Genomic DNA, 19,826 nt, shown 5'->3' on the forward strand with positions numbered 1-19,826 from the left:
GCGTTGACCTCCTCTGTTCGAGGGCCTGACGCTTCGGCAGCACCCATTGCGGGGAACGGTTGGTCAGTGCTTCCTCGGTCGTTGGTACCTTCCGAGCCGTCGGCCAACTGGTTACCTTGGGTACGGCAGCACATCCACATAGGTGACGGAGGGTCGGTGCTCAGCTTCGAGGAGCAGAGCTTCGTCCGAGCCATGCTGCGCCGGCTCCTCGACGAGCGCTTCGGCAAGGCGTTCGAGCGGTTCTTCCAGAACCTGATGTGCGCCCGCTATCCCGACTTCATCGACGTCAGGACCCACGGCAAACTCGGTGACATCGGCGCGGACGGGTTGAGCCTGCATGACGGCAAGCTCTACGCGTGCTACGCGCCCGAAGTGCCGGACGTGAAGGCCGTCCGGACGAAGTTCACCGATGATCTGGAAAAGGCGATCGCGAAGCGGGGAGACCACTTCGACACCTTCGTGTTCGTGCACAACGACCTGCGCGGTGTCCACCCGGAGCTGTCCATCCTCTTGAGCGAGGCACGCACCGCGCACCCGAGCCTGCGGTTCGAGCAGCAGGGCCCGCAGCATTTGAACCGGGAGCTGTGCCGCCTGGAGCGCGACGCGGTTCAGGAACTGCTTGGTTGTGAGATCCCAGTGTCGGAGCGTGTGTACCGGATCGGGTTGGAGGACCTGGAGCCCCTCCTGACGCACCTCATCGCCCAGCGGCGTCAGGCGACATCCCAGGCGCCCGCCCGTGAGGTGCCGCCTGAGAAACTCGCCTACAACCGCGTCGCTGTCGAGGACCGCGACGAGATTATCTCCGCCATGCGGTACACCCCGCTGGTCGACGAGTACTACCAGCAGCGTCAGGACGTCACCGAGCGCGACGAGGTCGCGCAGGGCTTCAACGCCTACTACCAGCAGGTCAAAGCCGACTACGACGACCCGGGGGACGTGTTGTGGAAGCTGCAGGAGTACGTCGCCGGCAACGCACGCGGCCGACGCGATCACGAGCGCGCCGTGATGGTCGTCCTGGCGTACTTCTTCGAAACCTGCGACATCTTCGAAGAGCCGCCCATTAACTGGCGGGCCCCAGCCCTACAGGGAACAGGCTGATGATCACGCCGACGAAAGGCATCGCACCACAGCGAGCGCTGCTGGTCGTCGGGGCACAGATCTTGCGGATCCTCGACCAACCGATGACGATCAGCCAGACGTGGACAAGGCTGCGGGAGTGGCGGACCGCCAACGGGCACCACGCGCCCGTACCGTTCTGGTGGTTCGTCCTATCCCTGGATGTCCTGTTCGCGCTGGGAACGCTGGAGCTGGAGCGGGAACTGCTCACGAGGAGGCAGACGGATGTTGCGTCAGCTCGGAGCCGATGACCCTCGGTTTCGGACGCTGACCTTCCACCCCGGGCTCAACATCCTCGTCGCCGACATCACCCCCGGATCACGGGACACCGACAGCCGCAACGGCGCCGGCAAGTCCAGCATGATCGAACTACTGCACTTCCTCCTCGGGGAACGGGCAGACGGATCCACTCTTGCCGCACGTCCAGAACTGCGCGGCATCGAGTTCACCCTGTCCCTCGACTGGCCGCAGCTCACCACACCGCTGCAGGTGAGACGCACTGGATCACGCCCCGGCTGGATACACCTCGACCCGCTGCCGCCAGCCACCGACCGCGGCCAACTCGAACTGAACACCGGCCACCTCCGGCTCGCGGAGTGGCAGCGCCTCATCGAACGCGACCTCTTCAGCCTGCCCGACGAGCACGCCGGGATCAGCGGCCGAAGCCTGGTGTCCTTCCTTATCCGTCGCACCAGCTCCAACGGCTACAACACGGCGGTGCGTAGTCACGGGCGGCAGTCCGACGCCGACGCGACCACGAACCTCGCCTACCTCTTCGGACTCGACTGGCACCTCGCCGACCGCTACCGGCTACTCAAAGCGCGCGACACCGCACGAACGCAGATGCAGAAGGCCGCCCAGGACCCGCTGCTGGGCCGAATCATCGGCAAGGTCGCCGACCTGCGCAGCGAGATCGCCCTAGCCGAGCGGCGGGTGCGCGACCTAGAACGGCAGGTCTCCGAGTTTCGCGTCGTCCCGCAGTACGAGCGTCTGCGTGAGCAGGCAGACGCGCTTGACCAGCAGATACGACAGCTACGCGCCCGCGACGTCGTGGATCGGCGCAATCTCCAGGACCTGGAACACGCGCTGCAGGAAACGACCGACCCTGACGTCAGCTACCTGGAGCCGGTATACGCCGAGCTCGGCGTGTTACTCAACGACCAGGTGCGGCGACGGTTCGACGAGGTCCAAGCCTTCCACGAGTCCGTCGTACGGAACCGGCGCCGCTACCTCGACGAGGAAGCCGCCACCATCCGGCAACGCCTCGCCCAGAGCGAAACCGACCGTCAACGCCTCGGCGATCAACTCGCCGCCACGCTACGTACCCTGCAGGAAGGTGGCGCGCTAGAAGCGCTGACCACACTCCAACAGGTCCTCGCGCAGCAGCAGGCGCTCCTGTCCGCCCTGCGTCACCGCTACGAGGCCGCCCAGGCCCTCGAAGCGGCGAAACGAGAAATCACCCAGGCCCGCCTGACGCTGCAGCAGGAGATGGACCGCGACATCGAGGACCGGCGGGGCTTCATCGACGAAGCGACCGTGATGTTCTCCGAGTTCGCCAGACGCCTCTACGGCCCCGGCCGCACCGCCCACCTCAAGTTCGAAGCCGGCGACAAGAGCCTACGCATCGATCCGCACATCGACAGCGACAACAGCGCCGGCATCAGCAGCATGGTCATCTTCTGCTTCGACCTCACCCTCAGCGTCCTCGCAACCCGGGCAGGACGCGCCCCCGGCATCCTCGTCCACGACAGCCACCTCTTCGACGGCGTCGACGACCGCCAACTGGCCGCCGCCCTGTCACTGGCCGCAGAGGTAACCAGCCGCGAAGGTCTCCAGTACATCGTCACCCTGAACTCGGATGATCTAGACAAAGCGCGTCGGCGGAGCTTCGATGCTAACGAGTTTTTGCAGTCGCAGCGGCTCACGGACCGGTACGACGACGGTGGCCTCTTCGGTTTCCGATTCTGAATGGCGCGCGCCTACAAAGGTGGCTGGAAACGGCGATGCCGAACTCCTGCTGCTCCGCAAACCCTTCCGTCCGACAGTCCATGCCGGATCACAAGAGGTCGTGCGCAGCGCGGTGGGTGCGGTTTGGGCCTTCGTCGTCGCCGCGTCGCGTCTTCATGGCTAGGATGACTTCCCGCGTCTGGGCTCGCTGGGCGGCGACCTCCAGCACGGCTCCGCTTCCAGCCTTGGTGGTGCCTGCGAACCCGCGACGTACGAGGGCGACGAAGGTCTCTCGGGGAAGGTATCGGGTGTTGCCGTAGGTGACCTCGAACCCGGTGCGGGGACCCGTGCGCAGGCTCCCGTCAGCGATGGCGCGTTGGAGGTAGTCGGCCGGGACGTACATGCCCTTGAGCACAAATGGATCACCGGCGGTGAAGCCTTGGCTGCGAACGAACTTGAACCAGAACGGGCTGGGTACCATGCGCCAGTCCCGTGAGTTGACCGGTTCGTTCAAGCCGATGTCCATCCGCTGCAGTTGTTTCTCGAGCTCCGCCTGGCCGGTGTACGCCCACCGCTCCGTGCCTGCGCCTCGACCGGTTACGCGTAGGGTCATGCGTTTGTACTGCACGAGCGTGAAGATTTGTTCGAGTTCGTCGTTGTCGGCGCTCACCGAATGTTCCTGTCGGAGCCTGATTCGCTCACGTAATTGACCTAGTCGTCGCTCGTCGTGCCTGGTCAGGCGCTCGTGATGTTCGCGGAGGATGTGACGAGCGTTCGGCCGCAGTTCTCAAGATCCTCTCTCTTCCTCGTTCATGATCTCCGCCCGACGGCCCCTGGTGGCTGGGGAGCGGATGGCGAGGAGGACCTTCCACGTGATCGATATAACCGAGATCCTGGCGCACTGGTACGCGGGCCGGTCTCAGTACGACGTCGCGGGCTCGTTGGGTGTGGCTCGCGGAACGATCCGGCGTTACGTTGAGCCGGCGATCGCGGCGGGGTTCGTGCCTGGCGGGACACCGCCGATGAGCCAGGCGGACTGGGAACCGCTGGTCAAGCAGTGGTTCCCGCACCTGACCGATACCCGGCTGCGGCAGGTGACCTGGCCGGACTTCGACAAGCACCGCGAGTACATCGGCGAGATGCTGCGGGCCGGGGTGACCAAGGCGACGATCCACCAGCGGCTGCGTGACGAGCACGGAGTGACCGGTTCGGTGGCCTCGTTCAAGCGGTATGTCGCGGCGAACCTGGCCGAGGACGCGGTGCGGGAGAGGGTGACGGTGCTGCGTGCCGATCCCGAGCCGGGGCTGGAAGGGCAGATCGACTACGGGCTGCTGGGTTCCTGGACGGACCCGCGGACCGGCCGGTCGCAGCGGATTTGGGCCTTCGTCATGGTGCTGTCGCACTCGCGGCACATGTTCGTGCGGCCGGTGGTCAGTATGGATCAGGCGTCGTGGACGGCCAGTCATGTCGAGGCGTTCGCGTTCTTCGGCGGCTGCCCTGCCCGGCTGATCCCGGACAACTTGAAGACCGGGGTGGACAAGCCCGACCTCTACGACCCGAAGCTGAACCGGGCCTACGCCGAACTCGCCGCGCACTACGGCGTGCTGGTCGACCCGGCGCGGGCCCGCAAACCCAAGGACAAGCCCCGGGTCGAGCGGCAGATGCCCTATATCCGGAACTCTTGGTGGAAGGGCCGGGAGTTCACGTCCCTGGTCGAGATGCAGGCCTCCGCGCTGCACTGGTGCCGGGAGGTCGCCGGGCAACGCAAGCACCGCGGCCTGGACGGCCGCACCCCGGCGGAGGTGTTCGACCAGGCCGAGGTGGGGACGCTGACCCCGCTGCCGGCCGCGGCGTTCACCCTGGCGGAGTGGTCGCGGGCCACCGTCGGCTCGGATGTCCACGTCAAGTGCGGCAAGGTCCTCTACTCGGTGCCCTGGCGGTTGATCGGGCAGCTGGTCGACATCCGCGCCACCGCGACGATGGTGCAGATCTTCCACCACGGCGAACTGGTCAAAACCCACGTCCGCAAAGACAAAGGCAAGGTCACCGACGTCGGCGACTACCCGCCGGAGAAGATCGCGTTCCACACACGCACCCCGCAGTGGTGCCGCGACCGGGCCGAGCAGACCGGACCCGCGACCGCAGCAGTGATCGCCGAACTGCTCGACGGTCCCGCTTTGCACCGGCTGCGCTCGGCGCAAGCGATCCTCAACCTGGCCGGCAAGTACTCCGACGCCCGCCTGGAAGCGGCCTGCCGCAAAGCCACCACGGCCGGCGACCCGTCCTACCGCACCATCCGCAACATCCTGGCCGCTGGGCTCGAGGACATCGAGCACGACCGGCCCACCGGCGACGCCGGCGCGCCCGCGTTCCTGCACGGCCCCGCCGGCCTGTTCGCCGACGTCATCCCGTTCCCCACCACCGCGGCCGCGTCCGCCGCGACCACGGCCGGCACGACGAGCGTGACCGACTCCGACCGTCGTGACGACGCCGGTGACGACGAGCCGCAAGACGCCGTGTCATGACCCGCGCCCTGCTCACCCCTGCCACGCCGACGAAGGACCAGACGAACCGATGACGATCCTGCGCCCCGCGCTGGCCGACAGCCTCCGAGCCCTGAAACTGTCCGGGATGCTCGAGACCCTCGACGCCCGCCTCGCCCAGGCACAAGGCGGCGACCTCGGCTACCTCGAGTTCCTGCAGATCCTCTGCGACGACGAGATCACCCGCCGCGAGCAAGTGGCCATGGGACGGCGGCTGCGCCGCGCCCGCTTCGACACCGAAACCACCCTCGAAGGCTTCGACTTCGGCGCCAACTCGAAGCTCCCGGCCGCGCAGATCCGCGACCTCGCCGCGCTGCGCTGGCTACAAGCCGGGGAATCGATCATCCTCTACGGCGCCGTCGGCGTCGGGAAGACCCACGTCGCCCAGGCCATGGGACACCTGGCCCTCCGCGCCGGGGCCGAGGTCCGCTTCCACAAGACCAGTCGAATCCTGGCCGACCTCGCAGGCGGGCACGCCGACCGCACCTTCGACAAACGCCTCGCCGCACACCTCAAAGCCGACCTGCTCATCCTCGACGACTTCGCGATGCGCGAGTTCACCCCCGGCCAGGCCGACGACCTCTACGAACTAATCTCCCAACGCATCGCCGAAGGCCGCTCCATCGCGATCACCGCCAACCGGGCACCCCAGGACTGGTATCCGCTCTTCCCCAACCCCGTCGTCGCCGAATCACTGCTCGACCGGCTCATCAACAACAGCCACCAGGTCTTCATGAACGGCCCCTCCTACCGGCCGAACAAACGGCCCAAAGCCTCGGCCACCACCCAGTAGCCGACCCGACCACGACCTCGACGCCGAGGTTCCCGGCTCGACCGACGCCCGGCCGCCGGCCAGCGCACCCCGGAGAGAACGCAGCATGATCACCCCCATCACCGGCGACCCCGCCATCCCCGACCCCGAAGAGCGCGCGGCCCGTAACGCCGCCCTGTTCGCCGACAACATCGAAACCGGCTTCTGGGACGACCAAGGCCGCGTCGCACCCTGGCCCGACGACATCGACGAATGGACATCTGGAACCTATGAACCCCGAACTCCCGATCCCGGACGGCCACCCTTCTAACCAGCACGACCCGAAGACTTGCCGTTACCACTCCCAGTTCCACTCACCCGCCTCGTGCTCCTCCCGCCGAGCTCACTCAGCCGCTCAGCCAAGCCGGCAGCGACACAAACCAGCTGAGCATTGCTTTGCGTCGTGCTTGAATGGCTGGCCGTGACCAGCCTGGCCTACCCACCCCCGCTTCACGATGGAGTTGTCCGCCTGCGCCCGTGGCGCGACACAGACCTGTCGTGTGTCGAACAAGCCTCCCAAGACCCCAGAATCCCGCAGGGCACGACCGTTCCCGCGCACTACACCACCGAGGCAGGCCTGACCTACATCGCCCGCCAACACGCCCGGCTCACCTCCGGACAAGGCGTCGCGCTGGCGATCACCCACCAGCACACCGACCAGGCAATCGGCCACATCAACCTGATCGCGCGCCCGCAGCAGGGCGTCGCCGGCATCGGCTACTGGATCGTCCCCGACGCTCGGCGCCAAGGAATCGCCTCCCGAGCGATCTCACTGACAACCACCTGGGGCCTGAGCCCCGGCAACTTCGCACGCATCGAGGCCTGGGTGGAGCCGGACAACCACGCGTCGCAACGAGCGCTGGAGATCAACGGCTACCTCCAGGAAGGGCGACTACGCAGCTTCCTCACCTTCGGCACCCGCCGCGCCGACGTGCTCGTCTACTCCCGCATCACAGCAGACACACAACGCTGAATGGCCACCCAGCAACCCCAAACAAGCAGGCCGGTACCCCGACAGCACAACGCAGCCTGGACCAATACCGTGAGCCGACCCCAGATCAATTACGTGAGCGCCCACAGTCCGTAGTAGATGAGGTCGACGCCCAGAGCCTTTTCCAGGGGCTTGCGGTTGACGTTGGTGATGGTTAGCGCGAACTGGTCGTCCGTGAATCGGGCAATGCTGGAACTCAACATCTCTAGTTGACCGTGCGGGTCGAAGCGGCGCAGGTCCTCGGCGAGCAGATCGTCCTCGTTGTCGGCCACAATCAACGGGTTGTCCATGAGGTACATCGGGTTGAACGTAGCGCCGAACGCCTCGCCGGGGTTAAGCCCGTCGCCTGGGGCGTACAGCAGGTCGTCGGGCGGCGACACGCCGGAGAAATCGATCGCCAGCGAGACGGCGTCACGCTCTTCACGCAACCGAGCGGCATGGGGTCCGGTTAGCGGCTCGTCGGCTTCATGCAGTGCTGTGATCCACCGGTCGGCCGTGGGTGAGAGCTGCTGAAGCGCGGCGACAACGGCCGCACCGCCTTGCGGGGGCAGCCGTGCCGGCGCGAGGGGGTGCGGTAGCCGGCTCAGCAGGTTGAGGCGTTGCTTCACGTCCTGCGGTAGCGCCGTCAGCAGGCGCTTGATCGGCACCGGTTCGGGAAGGCGGAGGACCGGCGTGACCGAGGTGCGGTCCTTGCCGGTGGCTATCTGCTGTGAGCGGCGGGCGACGCCAATGAGTACCACGGCATCGACATCCTCAGCGCCGTCGCCGTCGATGCCGAGCATGAGGGCGCCGGGCCTCGGCCGGCTGTGCCGGTAGAACACGTCCGTTATCCGGGTTGACGTGCCCCGTTGGTCCTCGTCAGTTATGGCCTCGTCGAGCGCCCACAAGATCACTTCGCGCGCCGGCATCTGCATAGCCTGCCAGCTATCTCTGCTGAGAGCAGCCTACGGCTCTTGCGGAGGGTCGCTCAGGCGTCATTTCGGGTCCCCGGAAAGCCGAAGCCCGCAGTTATGTGTCTGCGCGCGTCGCTGACGAGATTGTCGGCCCGCGTTGACGTGCCCGACGCGGAGGGGGAACGGTGATCGACATCCGAGGTATCGGGTCGCCCCTCCGCCGACTGCTTGGATGAGGCCGAGCCAGGGCGAGCGGCTGAGGCATTCCGCCGCCTGGCCAATGCTCCTGATTGATCTGGGTGGCGGGTCGGCCGCTGGGGCGTTGGAGCTCACGCGAACGGTCTCGGGGGAGCGACGTGATGTGTGATGTCCGGGATCTCTGGCGCTGCGATCATGGACGTCCTTACTCGTGGGAGCCTTCATGTTCGTTTCTGAGATTACGATCAAGAACTTCCGGTCGTGCCGGCAAGTCCGTGTTCAGCTGCGTCCCGAGGTGACCGTCCTTGCCGGCGCGAACAACGCCGGTAAGACCACGGTGATCGACGGCCTGCGTCAGGTCACCGACGCGTTGGACGGCAGGCGCGGCGCGGCACTCGCGGAGAGCGACGTGTTCGACGGCTGCGCGGCGGACGACCAAGTGCAACTGCAGGTTGTTCTGGCGGGCATCGACCCGGATCAGGCCGGCACCTACCGTGACGCCTTCCTGCCCGGTGCGGCGGTCGACGGTAAGCGGTCGGCCTGCTGGTCGTTGACCTATACCCGCCCCCCGCTGGGACGCCGTCGGGGAACGACGACGTGGCACGTCGGTGAAGGCCGGGAAGCGACTGGCGAGCCCGTCTTGCGCACGGTGATCCGCCACGTTCACCTGCCGGCGCTACGCGACGCGGTCCGTGACCTCGGTGTCGCTGGCGGCGCTCGGATCCGGGTGATGCTCGAGGCCCTGCTGGGCGGCAGGGAGCAGGTAGAGAACTTCGTCGAGCGTGCCAGTCGGCATCTCACGGCACTCGCGCAGGACGAGGCGGTCCAGACAGTCAGCGCTGCGGTCAGTCTCCCGCTCGGGGCGATCACCTCCGGCGCGCACCGCCAGCAGGCTGGCCTGACGGTGACGGACGCCAACCTGGCCGCTATCTCTCGGGCACTGCGGATGCTGCTCGGCGATGCGGAGTTGCCCCTCACCGCCTCCATCGACACTTCGGGCCTGGGGTACGCGAACGCCCTCTACATCGCCACGGTCCTGGCCGAGCTTGAGACCGCGCGCGAGTCCGACCTCACCCTGTTGCTGATCGAGGAACCCGAGGCCCACCTGCATCCGCAGCTGCAGACCCTGTTGCTGCGTTACCTCAAGCGGCGGGCGGCGGCCTCTCGCCAGCGCGTCGTGGACAGCCCCTCACAGCCAGCCGGGCACATTCAGGTCGTGCTGACCACGCACTCACCGGTGTTGTCTGCGGCGGTAAGTGTGGAGGACCTGGTCGTGATGACCCGCGGCCCGCGCTTGGAGACCGCGGGGTGGCATGCCCGGGCGGTGGCGGTTGCCGACTTGGGGCTGGCGCCGAAACAGGTTAAGCAGCTCGACCGGTATCTCGACGTCACCAAGAGCGCGATGCTCTACGGGGCGCGGACCGTGCTGGTGGAAGGACTGTCCGAGGCGTTGCTGTTGCCGGCGATGGCTGATCTGGTGCTCGCGGCGGCGCCGGGGGCCAGCAAGCCGGAGCAGCAGGCGGCGCGGGAGGCCATGGATCGGTTCCACGGCTCGACGCTGATCCTGGTCGACGGTGTGGATTTCGACCCCTACCTGAAGGTGCTGCTGACCGCCGTCGAAGGTGTCCGGGTCGGCCAGCGAATCGCCGTGATCACCGACACTGACACGACCACCGAGGATGAGGAGCCGTCCCGGGTCGAGAAAGCGCGGACGCTCGCCCAGCGACTCGGCGCGGATACCGAGGTCGTCGATCTGTTCCTGGCATCGCACACGTTCGAGCCGACCCTGATGTGCCCAGAGAACGAAAACCTGCTGCACCAGGCGTTCCTGGAGTGCGCGCCACGATCGGAGCACCGGTGGCAGCGGGTGATCGAGGCCGACGTCGCGGAGCGGCCGGAACTATTCCGGCTCCTGTTCGTGCCCAAGAAGAAGGATCCCGCAGCCAGCGGAACCCCGATTTCCAAGGCCGAGTTCGCGCACGCCCTCGCCGATCGGCTGGTCCCCGGATGCGGTTTCGTCGTCCCGGACAACCTTGTCCAAGCCATCCGCTACATCGCCGCCGGGCCACAGCCATCGGCGGAGGCTGCCCGCCGATGAGTTCCCTCGTCGAGCAAGCCATCGCGGCACAGGAACGGGCGATCACGGCGCCGGCGCCATTGTTCGTCCGGGCCTGCCCCGGAGCCGGCAAAACCCATGTCATCGTCTCTCGACACCTGCGCGGCCCAGCCGTCGCGCTGCGCCACGGACGCGCCCTGCTCTCCTTCACCCGGGCAGCGGCAGCGCAGATGCGCCGCCGCTGCCACCGCGAGAGCCGGCCCGAGGCGACTGCGTTTCCGCACTACATCGGAACCCTGGACGCCTTCATCTGGGACGTACTGGTCGAGCCACACCTCCCCGCCAGCGCGCCACTGCAACTGCTCGATAGCTGGGAGCGGGTGCATGCCGAGGTGAAACTCGACCGTCAGGTGCCGCTGGGCGCGTTCACCTTCCAACGCGACCAACAAACCGGGCAGGAGGCGATCCGACAGGACCTGCTGTCACGCGAGCACGAACGCCTCATCAGCGGCAGCACCTACCCGTGGGACACCTGGGCGAAGGCGGCGTTCGCAGCCCGCGCAGCGCAGGTGGAGGCCGGTTACGTGACGGGTCACGAAAGTCGCCTGCTCGCGCTGAAGTACCTGGGCCGTGGTGAGAGCGTCACCGGGCCGCTGCGCTCACGCTTCGCGGAAATCGTCGTTGACGAGGCTCAAGACTGCTCCGTCACCGACCTGGAGATCCTCGACCAGCTGCGCCGCATGGGTATCCCGCTGGTGGTCGTCGCCGATCCCGACCAGATGATCTACGGGTGGCGTGACGCCAACCCGCCACGACTGCGCGCGCTCGAAGCCGAACTCGGGCAGACCGTCGACCTTGACGGCAACTGGCGAAGCTCCGCCACAGTATGTCGGCTCGCCGCCACCCTGCGCGCCGGCAACAGACCGCCCGACTCGGCGGTCCGCTCACCACTGCCCGAGCCACCCGTGATCCTGCTGCCCACCGAGTTCCCGAGAGGCGGCATGGCACGACATGTGCCCAGCCGACGACCGGTCGTCGACGTGTTCCTGGACCACGCAGCGAACCACTCGACTGACGCGGCGGATTGCCTGATCACCGCGTACCGCCGCGGGCACCTGCCGGCCAGGACGCGCCGCCCGGCCGGAAACGCGACCACTATGCTCGCCCACGCCTGGTGGGTGGTGCATTCGGCAACAGCCGACCCGGACCTACTCGACGCCGCCTGCCAGACCAGCGCTCGACTGCTGCTGCGGTACTGGTACCCGGACGCGACCCTCCAGGGAACCATGCAGGCACGGTGCGCGGCGTCAGGCGTGGAGTTTCACAACATCATCCGGCACGCCTACGCCTTCCTGTACGCCTTGCCCGAGCCGCACGCCGATTGGCCCAAGGACGTGAACCCGAGGCTCAAGAGCTGGCCGCGACCCCCGCAGGCGGCCCCGCGAGGCGTGGTCGGCCAACTGCGCGGCAAGCCAGAAAAACTCAACATCGCGGGCGCAACGGCCGGCCTGTACCGCGTCGACAACATCCATCAGGTCAAGGGCGACGAACATCCAGGTGTGCTCCTGCTCGTGCCGGACGAGGACGCGACCACCCGATGGATCAGCGGCGACCCAGCAGAAGACGAACTCCTCCGCAACTGGTACGTGGCCGTCACCCGCGCCCAGAAGCTGATCGCCGTTGGTATCAGACCGGACCAACTCCACGCGCTCGCCGAGCACCTACGCACCAGGCAGATCCCGATGCTGATCGGCTGACCGCGGATCGATCGCCCCCCTCAGGCGGCTCCCCGCCGTGAGACTTCAACGCGCGAAGCGGCGAAGCCAGTACCGGAACAAGGGCATGACCGGTTTGGACGGCCGGGCCCGCCATTGGTCTACGACAGGAGTGAAGTGATCCGGCTGTATAAGACCGCCAGCGAAGCACCGTTGACACTGACGCCCGCCGGCGGAGACGATGGGAACGCTCGCCTTCCAGTCGAACCAGCCTGCTCTCTGGGGACTGAATTGACCGGTCCGGGGTGACACGGCACCCAGTCGCCCCCTTGCGCAAGAGTAGAGCCGACCCACTGATGCTGAAGACTCAGGCGGTGGTGGAAACTGGGTCCTCTGCCCGGGACACGACGTCAGTGTCACGTCCGTCACCGAAGCGAGGACGACCTTGCCTAACGACGAACCCCTCTTCGATGAGCGGCGACTCGCCGAGATAGCCGTCGCCGCGCGCGAGCGACTCCAAGCGCAACAGATCGCCCTCGGCCAGGGCGGGGCGCCTTCGCTCTCCGTCGAGGAGTCGGATGGCAACCAGGAGCCCGCGTCGCAGGCCTATCTGGATTCGGTCTTGGCCACTCTTGATGCTCCTGGCCAGTACCGGCCCGAGCAGGTTATCCGACTGGCGTCCAATGATCCGACCCACTTCTCGCTCAACTTCCGTCAGACATTCCCAGGAGAGAATCGGATCCGCGCACTATTCGAGGCAATCGGAGCCACGTACGGGCGGGCGACGGTCGAAAGCCTCATCCTCGTGCGTGGAGACGAGGACTACAACACCGAGCCCCAAGACCCGGGCGGCGAGTTGTCGAATGACGTGCTCGCTCCACCCGACAAATGGATCTTGACGCTATGGAGGTGGGACCGTCCGTTTGACGTCTTCGACAAGGTGGCCGACGTCCTCGCACAAGCACTGAGTCGTAGCGAACCGGCATGGCCCGAGCAGGAGGAGGAGCTCAGGCTACTGGTACGAGACCGCCGTTATAGCGAGGCTGCGGACGTTGTGAAGTCCTTGATCATCCTTAGCTCGGCGAATGCGCAGAAGCTCTCCGACGAGTTCGGCTTCCTTCGGTGGGAGGACCCAGACCGGGATTTCGTCGCTAGGCTGTGGAGCCTCCTCGCGGATGCGAATCACTTCGGATTGCGGGCGGGTGTCTCCGAAGGGCCGGCGATTCATAGGCAGGGAACCAACCCGCGGCAACGTGTCCCCGCTCCCCAGGCAGGCGGCAGATCCACAGTCGCGGCGAAGGGGCCAGGTAGCGGTCGTGGGATCCGTACGCCGGTTCAATCCGGGCAGGTACTCGAGGAGGCGACGGCCCGGCTGTTCGCCAGGTTCTTTGCCCTGAGCCCGGAGAACCGCAGCGACCTGATCAGCGGCATCCGCCAGCAGTACCCGGGCACGCAGTTCGGGTATGACATTAGGGTGACTTGCGCGGTAGCCGAAAACCCCCGAGTTGTCTGCCACGTGGAATGCAAGAACATGGCAAGGCCGATCAAGCCATCGGACATTACCGACAAGCTCCTGCAGCATCCTCCACCACCTGGACTTTTTCGGATGTGTCCGCTTGGCCCACTTGTAGAGCAGCTTCCACATGTAGTTGTCCAGCGCGGAGAACACCTCGCTGGACACCTGGGTCCGGTAGTAGGCGGCCCACCCGCGGATGATCGGGGTGAGCTTGCGCATCACCGCGGCGGCGTTGCCTCCGAGGAGGGCACGCATCTCGGTGCGCAGCCTGTGCCGGATGCGCCTCACGGCATCCGTGCTGGGTTTGATCAGTGGCAGCTTGCCGTGGTAGCGGCGGATGTTGAACCCGAGGAAGTCGCACCCCTGGTTGACGTGGACGATTCGGGTCTTGTCCTCGTTGAACGCCAGTCCACGAGGTGCCAGCCACGCGGCCAGCTGCTGCTTGACCTGTTCCGCATGCTCTCGGCTGTGGCAGAAGGCCAGCAGGTCGTCGGCATAACGGACCAGCACTGGGGCGTCGGGCGCGGTTTCGATGCCGCCCCGACTGCGCTTGAAATAGCGGACCCCGGCCGCCGTTTCCATCCCGTGCAACACGATGTTCAGTAGCAACGGACTGATCACGCCTCCTTGCGGGGCGCCCTGCTCGGTCGGCGTGAACTGACTCTGCTCGACCACCCCCGCCTTCAGCCAGGCCCGGATCATGCCCCGGCCGGGGAACGAGCCGAGCAGACCGAGGACGAAGTCGTGGTCGATGTGGTCGAACGCGCCGTGCAGGTCGGCGTCGAGAATCCATTGCCGTTTCGGGGCCTTGCCCTTCACGACCTGGTAGATCGCCTCGATCGCGTCGTGACATCCTCGGCCCGGCCGAAACCCGTAACTCTTGGGTTCGAACCGGGCTTCCCACTCCGGCTCCAGCGCATTACGCGCCCGAGCCTGTTGGGCCCGATCCAGGATCACGGGGATGCCCAACGGTCGCCGCTTTCCGTTTGCCTTCGGGATGTACACCCGTCTCACCGGTCGGGCTCGTCGCGGCAACCGCTGGATATCGACCACCACGCGTTCCTTGTCCACCGACGTCAACGCGACATGCCCGTCAACGCCGGGAGTGAGACGACCAGCATTGCGTTCGGTCACCTGCCGCACGCTGATCAGCGTGTTGGACAGGCTACGGAGCATCAACTTCTGCAAGCTGCGGACCTTCTTCAGGTCGCCAGCCCGCGTCGCCGCGAAGATCCGTTGCCGCAGCCGTCGTACGTTGTCCTCGGCGGCACGCCAGTCCACAGCGCCCCACACCAGACTCGCGTCCTCGGGTCCGTTCACCCCAACCCCGCCCGCAGGCGCAGTCACGGTGTCCAACTTGCCCCCAGGTTCCAACGACCCAACATCTTTCTCTTCGCAGACCTACCCGGTCCACGTCAGCCCTCTTTCGAGGCAGGCCACCAGGACCTGTATCCGGCCGGTTGTACGACACGACCGCAGAAGGTGCGATCATCGTGCGTCGCTTTCCCGTCGCCTTTCGGCGCACCGGCATTCGCTTCTTGGACCATCCTGTGCCCGCCGAGGACTTCCGCCTCCCTCACGGTCGGCCTACCAGCCACCACCTGCGGCTGGACCTCGACGGGGTTGCCACGTTGCACACGTATGAGACCCGATCGGGGTGGGCGCCTTCTTGACCCCGGGGCGATGGTGTCCACCCGGCAGGAAGGGAATGTCCCCGCCGGCATCCGCCGCTTCCCAGCGGCCAGCCCTACACCTGCACCACAGCAGCCATCCGCGCAGGCCCGTCAGTCACGAGGCATCAACGAAGGTTCACCCCATTCGCCCGTCCGATCTTCCTCTCGCCCGTGGCCTCCCGTGATGCGCGGGGGCCCTCCGGCTTTCCCCTGGGCTTCGCACCCCGCCGTTACCAGCGACGCACGCCAGGGCGAGGACAGGCCATCATGGACACCGACCTGAGATCACATCCCCGGCATCAACCGGACCTCCATCCAACGCGATCCACTCACCACGTGCGCCTTTCGTGTCGCACCCCCGCCTTGCGGCGTGCCGGTCAGGCTCGCCGCGAAACCACCGTGCTGTTCGACAACCCCGGCGCGCAGGAACGCCCGCACCAGCCGCAGCACCTTCTTATCGATGATGCGCTCGCGCACCAGCCCCATGAGGACCTGGTGGTCGACGTTGTCGAAGCAAGCCTTGATGTCGCCCTCGATGATCCACTCGTAGGTCGACGGCTTGCGGGTGAAGTGGTGAATCTCGGCGATGGCGTCCTGGGCTCGTCGTCCCGGCCGATACCCGTAGCTTGCCGGGTAGAAGTCGACCTCGAAGATCGGTTCCAGGACCAACTTCAGAGCCATCTGCGCGACCCGGTCCCGCAAAGTCGGAATCCCGAGGTAGCGGACCTTGCCGCACTTCTTCGGGATCGTCGTCTGCCGCACCGGCAACGGCGTGAAACTACCGTCGCGCAGCGATGAGCGCAGGTTCTCCAGGAACGGGATCAACCCGTCGTCCCGGACGACGGCGAACCGCCTCACCGCGTCCACCCCAGCGGTCATCGCCCCCTTGTTGCCTGCCACCCGTTCCCAGGCGTGCATCAGCGTCGCCCGGTCGCAGACCAAGTTGAACAGATCAGCGAACCGTCGCAGCGGTTCGGTTCGTGCCCATCGGTGCAGCTTGCGTTGGTGTTCGAGTACCCGCGTCTCGGCCTGGCTGAAAGACGGCCACTCCGGGAGCGGTTCGCTGCCATTCGGCGGCGGCTCCTCCGTCGAGCGCATGCTGCTGATCACGCTGTCGCCCTTTCCCATGTGCCGGGCTTTCCCCGGCTCGGAGTACTACGGCGACTCCGCCACGACCTGATGCCATCAGCGGGCGTCACACCTGCCCACCGGACGGCTGGCCGCCATCCGGAGAGGGCGACATCAGATCGCTTCCCACGTTCACTGAGAACCGTTGTAACGGGGATCGGTGCCCAGCTATACCCCGGTGGCATCGCCACGAACCGCACATCGCAGTCTTGGTCCGGGCCTCCAACCGCGCATCCACAGCACTCGGCCGGAGAGGAGGAGCCATCGGCTAGGGCGTCCTCCAGCACCACAAGGCGACCCATCCACCAGGTTCGACAGGTCGCTGACGACTCACGGGCTGAGAAAATCTACGGCGCGTCGTTGGTCGATAAGCGGCGAGGTCTCCGGTAGATGGTTTATCGACCAAGACAGACCATCAGCACGGAGACCTCGTGGCCACTGTAGCGGTGACGAGGCGGCACGACCTGACCGACGCCCAGTGGGCAGCGCTGAAACCTTTGCTGCCCGTGGGCCGCCGGCCAGGTCGTCCGCCGGCATGGAGTAGACGGCAGCTCATCGACGGGATCCGGTGGCGGATCCAGGTCGGCGCCACGTGGCGGGACGTCCCACCCTGCTACGGGTCCTGGCCGGCGTACGCGCTGTTCCGACGCTGGCAACGCGACGGCACCCGGGCCCGGATCCTCACCGGGTTGCAGACGGTGGCCGACGCGGCGGGACGCATCGTCTGGGACGTGTCCGTCGACTCGACCAACACCCGTGCGCACCAGCACGCCGCCGGGGCGCGGAAAAGGGGGATGAACAAGCCGAACCACCAGGCGGCGCCGATACCGAGCCGGCCGACCACGCCCTGGGCCGGTCCCGGGGCGGCCGGACCACGAAGCTGCACCTGGCATGTGAGCAGGGGCGTAAGCCGTTGGCGATCGTGGCCACGGCCGGCCACCGTGGGGACAGCCCGCGGTTCGCCCCGGTCCTGGCCGGGATCCGGGTACCCCGCCTCGGCGGTGGTCGTCCCCAGACCCGACCGAACCGGGGTCCTCGCGGACAAGGCGTACACGTCCAGGGCCAACCGCGGCTACCTGGGGCGACTTGGGATCAAGACGACCATTCCCAGCAAGGCCGACCAGGACGCCCACCGCCGCAAGCTCGGGTCGAAGGGCGGCCGACCACCGGCATTCGACCTGGAGACTTACAAGCAGCGTCACGCTGTGGAGTACGGGATCACCAGCTCAAGCGCCACTGGGTCGTGGCCGTGGCCACCCGGCCCGACAAGCTCGCCGTCCGCTACCACGCCACGTACAGATCGCCGCGATCAACGAGTGGCTCCAACCGATTTCGATACAGGCCTAGTCGCAAGCGGGCTCTGGATCTACTCCGAGGTACTTAGCCGCTGCACGGCGGGCTCTTCGTACTGCACCGGCTGGCCAGCTGAGCCATTCGATCGGTGCCCGGCGTCGCGTCCGCCGCCGGCGAGCAACCCGGCGGCGGCGGATCCGCGCGGTCGTCCGGTCTATCGGGTCATGTCGAGTCCGGCGTCGGGTCTGGATGCCTGATGGAGGATGTCGGGGGCAAGGTACTGGTCCAGCCAGAGGGTCTGGGCCACGACGGGAATCATTTCCGCTCCGTGCTGTTCGATGACCGCGCGGATCTTCGGGTCACGATAGAGCCGGTGACAGGTCTGGCAGTGGTGGGCGTATTGGCCTTCCCAGCGGATGCTGGGATTCTTCTCGGCCGCCCATTGCAGAATTCGGGCCGGTCCCAGAGTGTGGATCCACAGCTTGAGCAGGTCGGACTCGGAAGCCTCGATCGCTCGGTGCAGGAATCCGGGCTCGGCGACGGTGGTGACGTTGAGTTCGTCGAGTGCAGGTGCCGGGGTGGGGGTGGGGTAAGTCCTCGGCTCGATCCGAGGAGGGGTGTCAAGGACAGCGGCTCGTCGGAGCATCCCTCTACAGTGGAGCCGTGAAATCGCCTCAGCCAGGGGATCTTGGTTCCGGTCCGGATGCGGAGCGGATCGCACTCGAAGTCGCGCGCATTAACAGCGAGGCAATTGTCCGAAGCGCCGAGATTGCCGCCGATGGGAGCGCGAGGGCATCACGCAACGCGTCGGTGGGCGTTGTGGTGGCGGCACTGGTGGGCGCCGCTGCCCTGCTCACTCAAGGACATCTCGCCCCACAGGCAACGCAGCCCAGTCAGCCGCCTGCGACGCAAGAGTCCCCGCGACGGCCGGAGGCGGGTACCAACCCCTCACGGCTGGCGACACCGAAGACCGAGCCTGACGGCAGGCGGGTTGTCTATGCCAATTGCCTGGCAGCCGTGGCTGCGGGCGCTGCTCCGATCCCAGAGGGTGCGCCGGGGTACAGCACTTGGCTAGACCGCGACGGCGACGGCTCGGCTTGCGAGTAAGCCCCCAGGTCGAACCGGTCTCGGGTTCGACAGCCGTCCTTACCCTGGTTCGCGTGCTTGCTGCTGACGCACCGAACTACACCGACATCATGCAGGGCTGGGGCAGCGTCCTCGGCGTACTGGTGTCCGGCCTTGCGGTCCTGATCACCGGTCTGCTGCTGTGGCACGAGATGAAGGCACGTCGGGAGGAGCGGGAGGACCAGGAGGCGGTGCAAGCCCGGCTGATCGTCCTCATGTCGGAGACGATCGACGGCGACGAGGGCATGGTCACGCGATGGAACGTCGTAAACCACAGCGCCGCACCGGTGTACGACGTATATGCCGTCCTTGTCTGGCGTGTCGAGGATCCGGTCATTAAGCAGGGATCAATGACCGTCCGGAGGATGAACGCGGGGATGGTGGGCATCCGACAGACCCTGCCGTATCTAGCCCCGGGCCAGACGACGGTCTTGGAGATACCCCTTCAAGATGCACCCATGAATGCAGACGCTCTTAGCTCGATCAACCTAACGGCCACCTACACCGACGCGGCAGGGATCCGATGGCAGCGAAAGGGCATCGACCAACCCGTGAAGGACCGGCAGCCGCCGGATCGCACGCTCGATCCTCATGGCGATCTGAAATTCGCGCCGCTCCTGTGGCAGTACCTGTGGGTGATCTCGAAGCCAGCACGGTGGTTGCGACGGCGAGCCAAGCGGGTTGTCAACGCGATATATAGACACATGCATGTGCGGGTCATGGGGCGCCTATATTCTGTTCCGCTGCACCATGCTGAGGAGATGACCCCCCGCCGTCGAGTCAAGGGACCGCACTCAGTGGACCTCTTCCCGTAGACCCAG

The 19,826-nt window shown here is 66.5% G+C and carries 15 protein-coding genes and 2 pseudogenes; 12 read left to right on the forward strand and 5 right to left on the reverse strand.

Annotation, left to right across the window (positions count from 1 at the left end; all coding sequences use genetic code 11):
* Positions 1-156 precede the first annotated feature (156 nt).
* From ACQEVC_RS10790 to ACQEVC_RS10800, 3 genes are read left to right on the forward strand one after another with little or no spacing between them, the layout of a single operon-like run.
* Positions 157-1,098 (forward strand): ABC-three component system protein, encoded by a 942-nt coding sequence (locus ACQEVC_RS10790; RefSeq protein WP_432875832.1) that lies wholly within the window; start codon positions 157-159, stop codon positions 1,096-1,098.
* On the forward strand, positions 1,098-1,367 hold the full coding sequence (locus tag ACQEVC_RS10795) for an ABC-three component system middle component 6 (protein ID WP_432875835.1): 270 nt from the start codon (positions 1,098-1,100) through the stop codon (positions 1,365-1,367). Before ACQEVC_RS10790 ends, ACQEVC_RS10795 begins: the two co-directional genes overlap by 1 nt.
* Positions 1,342-3,084 (forward strand): ABC-three component system protein, encoded by a 1,743-nt coding sequence (locus ACQEVC_RS10800; RefSeq protein ID WP_432875837.1) that lies wholly within the window; start codon positions 1,342-1,344, stop codon positions 3,082-3,084. Before ACQEVC_RS10795 ends, ACQEVC_RS10800 begins: the two co-directional genes overlap by 26 nt.
* Positions 3,085-3,172: 88 nt before the next feature.
* On the opposite strand, the gene ACQEVC_RS10805 is transcribed toward ACQEVC_RS10800, so the two are convergent.
* The gene (locus ACQEVC_RS10805) at positions 3,173-3,733 is read right to left on the reverse strand and encodes a hypothetical protein (RefSeq protein WP_432875840.1); all 561 of its coding nucleotides are present in this window, start codon (positions 3,731-3,733) and stop codon (positions 3,173-3,175) included.
* A 202-nt stretch (positions 3,734-3,935) separates the two neighbouring features.
* Between ACQEVC_RS10805 and istA the strand changes: the two are divergent.
* The 4 genes and pseudogenes from istA to ACQEVC_RS10825 form a co-directional block, all read left to right on the forward strand.
* Positions 3,936-5,447 (forward strand): annotated as a pseudogene (istA, locus tag ACQEVC_RS10810) (IS21 family transposase); the annotation flags it as partial.
* A 190-nt stretch (positions 5,448-5,637) separates the two neighbouring features.
* Positions 5,638-6,399 carry an IS21-like element helper ATPase IstB gene (istB, locus tag ACQEVC_RS10815; protein WP_432875843.1) on the forward strand — a complete coding sequence of 254 codons (762 nt, stop codon included), beginning with the start codon at positions 5,638-5,640 and terminating at the stop codon, positions 6,397-6,399.
* Between the two features lie 85 nt (positions 6,400-6,484).
* Positions 6,485-6,688, forward strand: coding sequence for a hypothetical protein (locus ACQEVC_RS10820; protein WP_432875845.1), 204 nt, complete (start codon positions 6,485-6,487; stop codon positions 6,686-6,688).
* A 132-nt stretch (positions 6,689-6,820) separates the two neighbouring features.
* Entirely contained in the window at positions 6,821-7,390 is a 570-nt protein-coding gene (locus ACQEVC_RS10825; RefSeq protein ID WP_432875848.1) for a GNAT family N-acetyltransferase, read from the forward strand.
* Between the two features lie 89 nt (positions 7,391-7,479).
* Here the strand turns inward: ACQEVC_RS10825 and ACQEVC_RS10830 are convergent, their stop codons facing one another.
* Complete coding sequence (locus ACQEVC_RS10830; protein WP_432875851.1) at positions 7,480-8,316, reverse strand: hypothetical protein; 837 nt, start codon at positions 8,314-8,316, stop codon at positions 7,480-7,482.
* 406 nt (positions 8,317-8,722) lie between these two features.
* Here ACQEVC_RS10830 and ACQEVC_RS10835 point away from each other — a divergent pair, with 406 nt between their 5' ends.
* Complete coding sequence (locus ACQEVC_RS10835) at positions 8,723-10,597, forward strand: AAA family ATPase (RefSeq protein WP_432875854.1); 1,875 nt, start codon at positions 8,723-8,725, stop codon at positions 10,595-10,597.
* The gene (locus ACQEVC_RS10840) at positions 10,594-12,312 is read left to right on the forward strand and encodes a UvrD-helicase domain-containing protein (protein ID WP_432875856.1); all 1,719 of its coding nucleotides are present in this window, start codon (positions 10,594-10,596) and stop codon (positions 12,310-12,312) included. Before ACQEVC_RS10835 ends, ACQEVC_RS10840 begins: the two co-directional genes overlap by 4 nt.
* A 970-nt stretch (positions 12,313-13,282) precedes the next feature.
* On the opposite strand, the gene ltrA is transcribed toward ACQEVC_RS10840, so the two are convergent.
* Together ltrA and ACQEVC_RS10850 are read right to left on the reverse strand one after the other, a co-directional pair.
* On the reverse strand, positions 13,283-15,106 hold the full coding sequence (gene ltrA, locus ACQEVC_RS10845; protein WP_432875859.1) for a group II intron reverse transcriptase/maturase: 1,824 nt from the start codon (positions 15,104-15,106) through the stop codon (positions 13,283-13,285).
* A 638-nt stretch (positions 15,107-15,744) separates the two neighbouring features.
* Positions 15,745-16,587 carry a reverse transcriptase domain-containing protein gene (locus tag ACQEVC_RS10850; RefSeq protein WP_432875862.1) on the reverse strand — a complete coding sequence of 281 codons (843 nt, stop codon included), beginning with the start codon at positions 16,585-16,587 and terminating at the stop codon, positions 15,745-15,747.
* A gap of 431 nt (positions 16,588-17,018) precedes the next feature.
* On the opposite strand from ACQEVC_RS10850, the pseudogene ACQEVC_RS10855 reads away from it, so the two are divergent.
* Positions 17,019-17,934: pseudogene (locus ACQEVC_RS10855) on the forward strand (IS5 family transposase).
* 160 nt (positions 17,935-18,094) lie between these two features.
* Here ACQEVC_RS10855 and ACQEVC_RS10860 read toward each other — a convergent pair.
* Positions 18,095-18,526: a hypothetical protein gene (locus tag ACQEVC_RS10860; protein WP_432875865.1), complete on the reverse strand. Its 432-nt coding sequence runs from the start codon at positions 18,524-18,526 to the stop codon at positions 18,095-18,097.
* A 188-nt stretch (positions 18,527-18,714) separates the two neighbouring features.
* Here ACQEVC_RS10860 and ACQEVC_RS10865 point away from each other — a divergent pair, with 188 nt between their 5' ends.
* On the forward strand, positions 18,715-18,987 hold the full coding sequence (locus ACQEVC_RS10865) for an excalibur calcium-binding domain-containing protein (protein ID WP_432891284.1): 273 nt from the start codon (positions 18,715-18,717) through the stop codon (positions 18,985-18,987).
* A 53-nt stretch (positions 18,988-19,040) separates the two neighbouring features.
* A complete protein-coding gene (locus ACQEVC_RS10870) occupies positions 19,041-19,820 on the forward strand; it encodes a hypothetical protein (protein ID WP_432875868.1) in 780 nt (259 codons plus the stop codon).
* Positions 19,821-19,826: the final 6 nt, after the last annotated feature.

Source organism: Plantactinospora sp. CA-294935 (genome assembly GCF_050936445.1).
Lineage (GTDB): Bacteria > Actinomycetota > Actinomycetes > Mycobacteriales > Micromonosporaceae > Plantactinospora.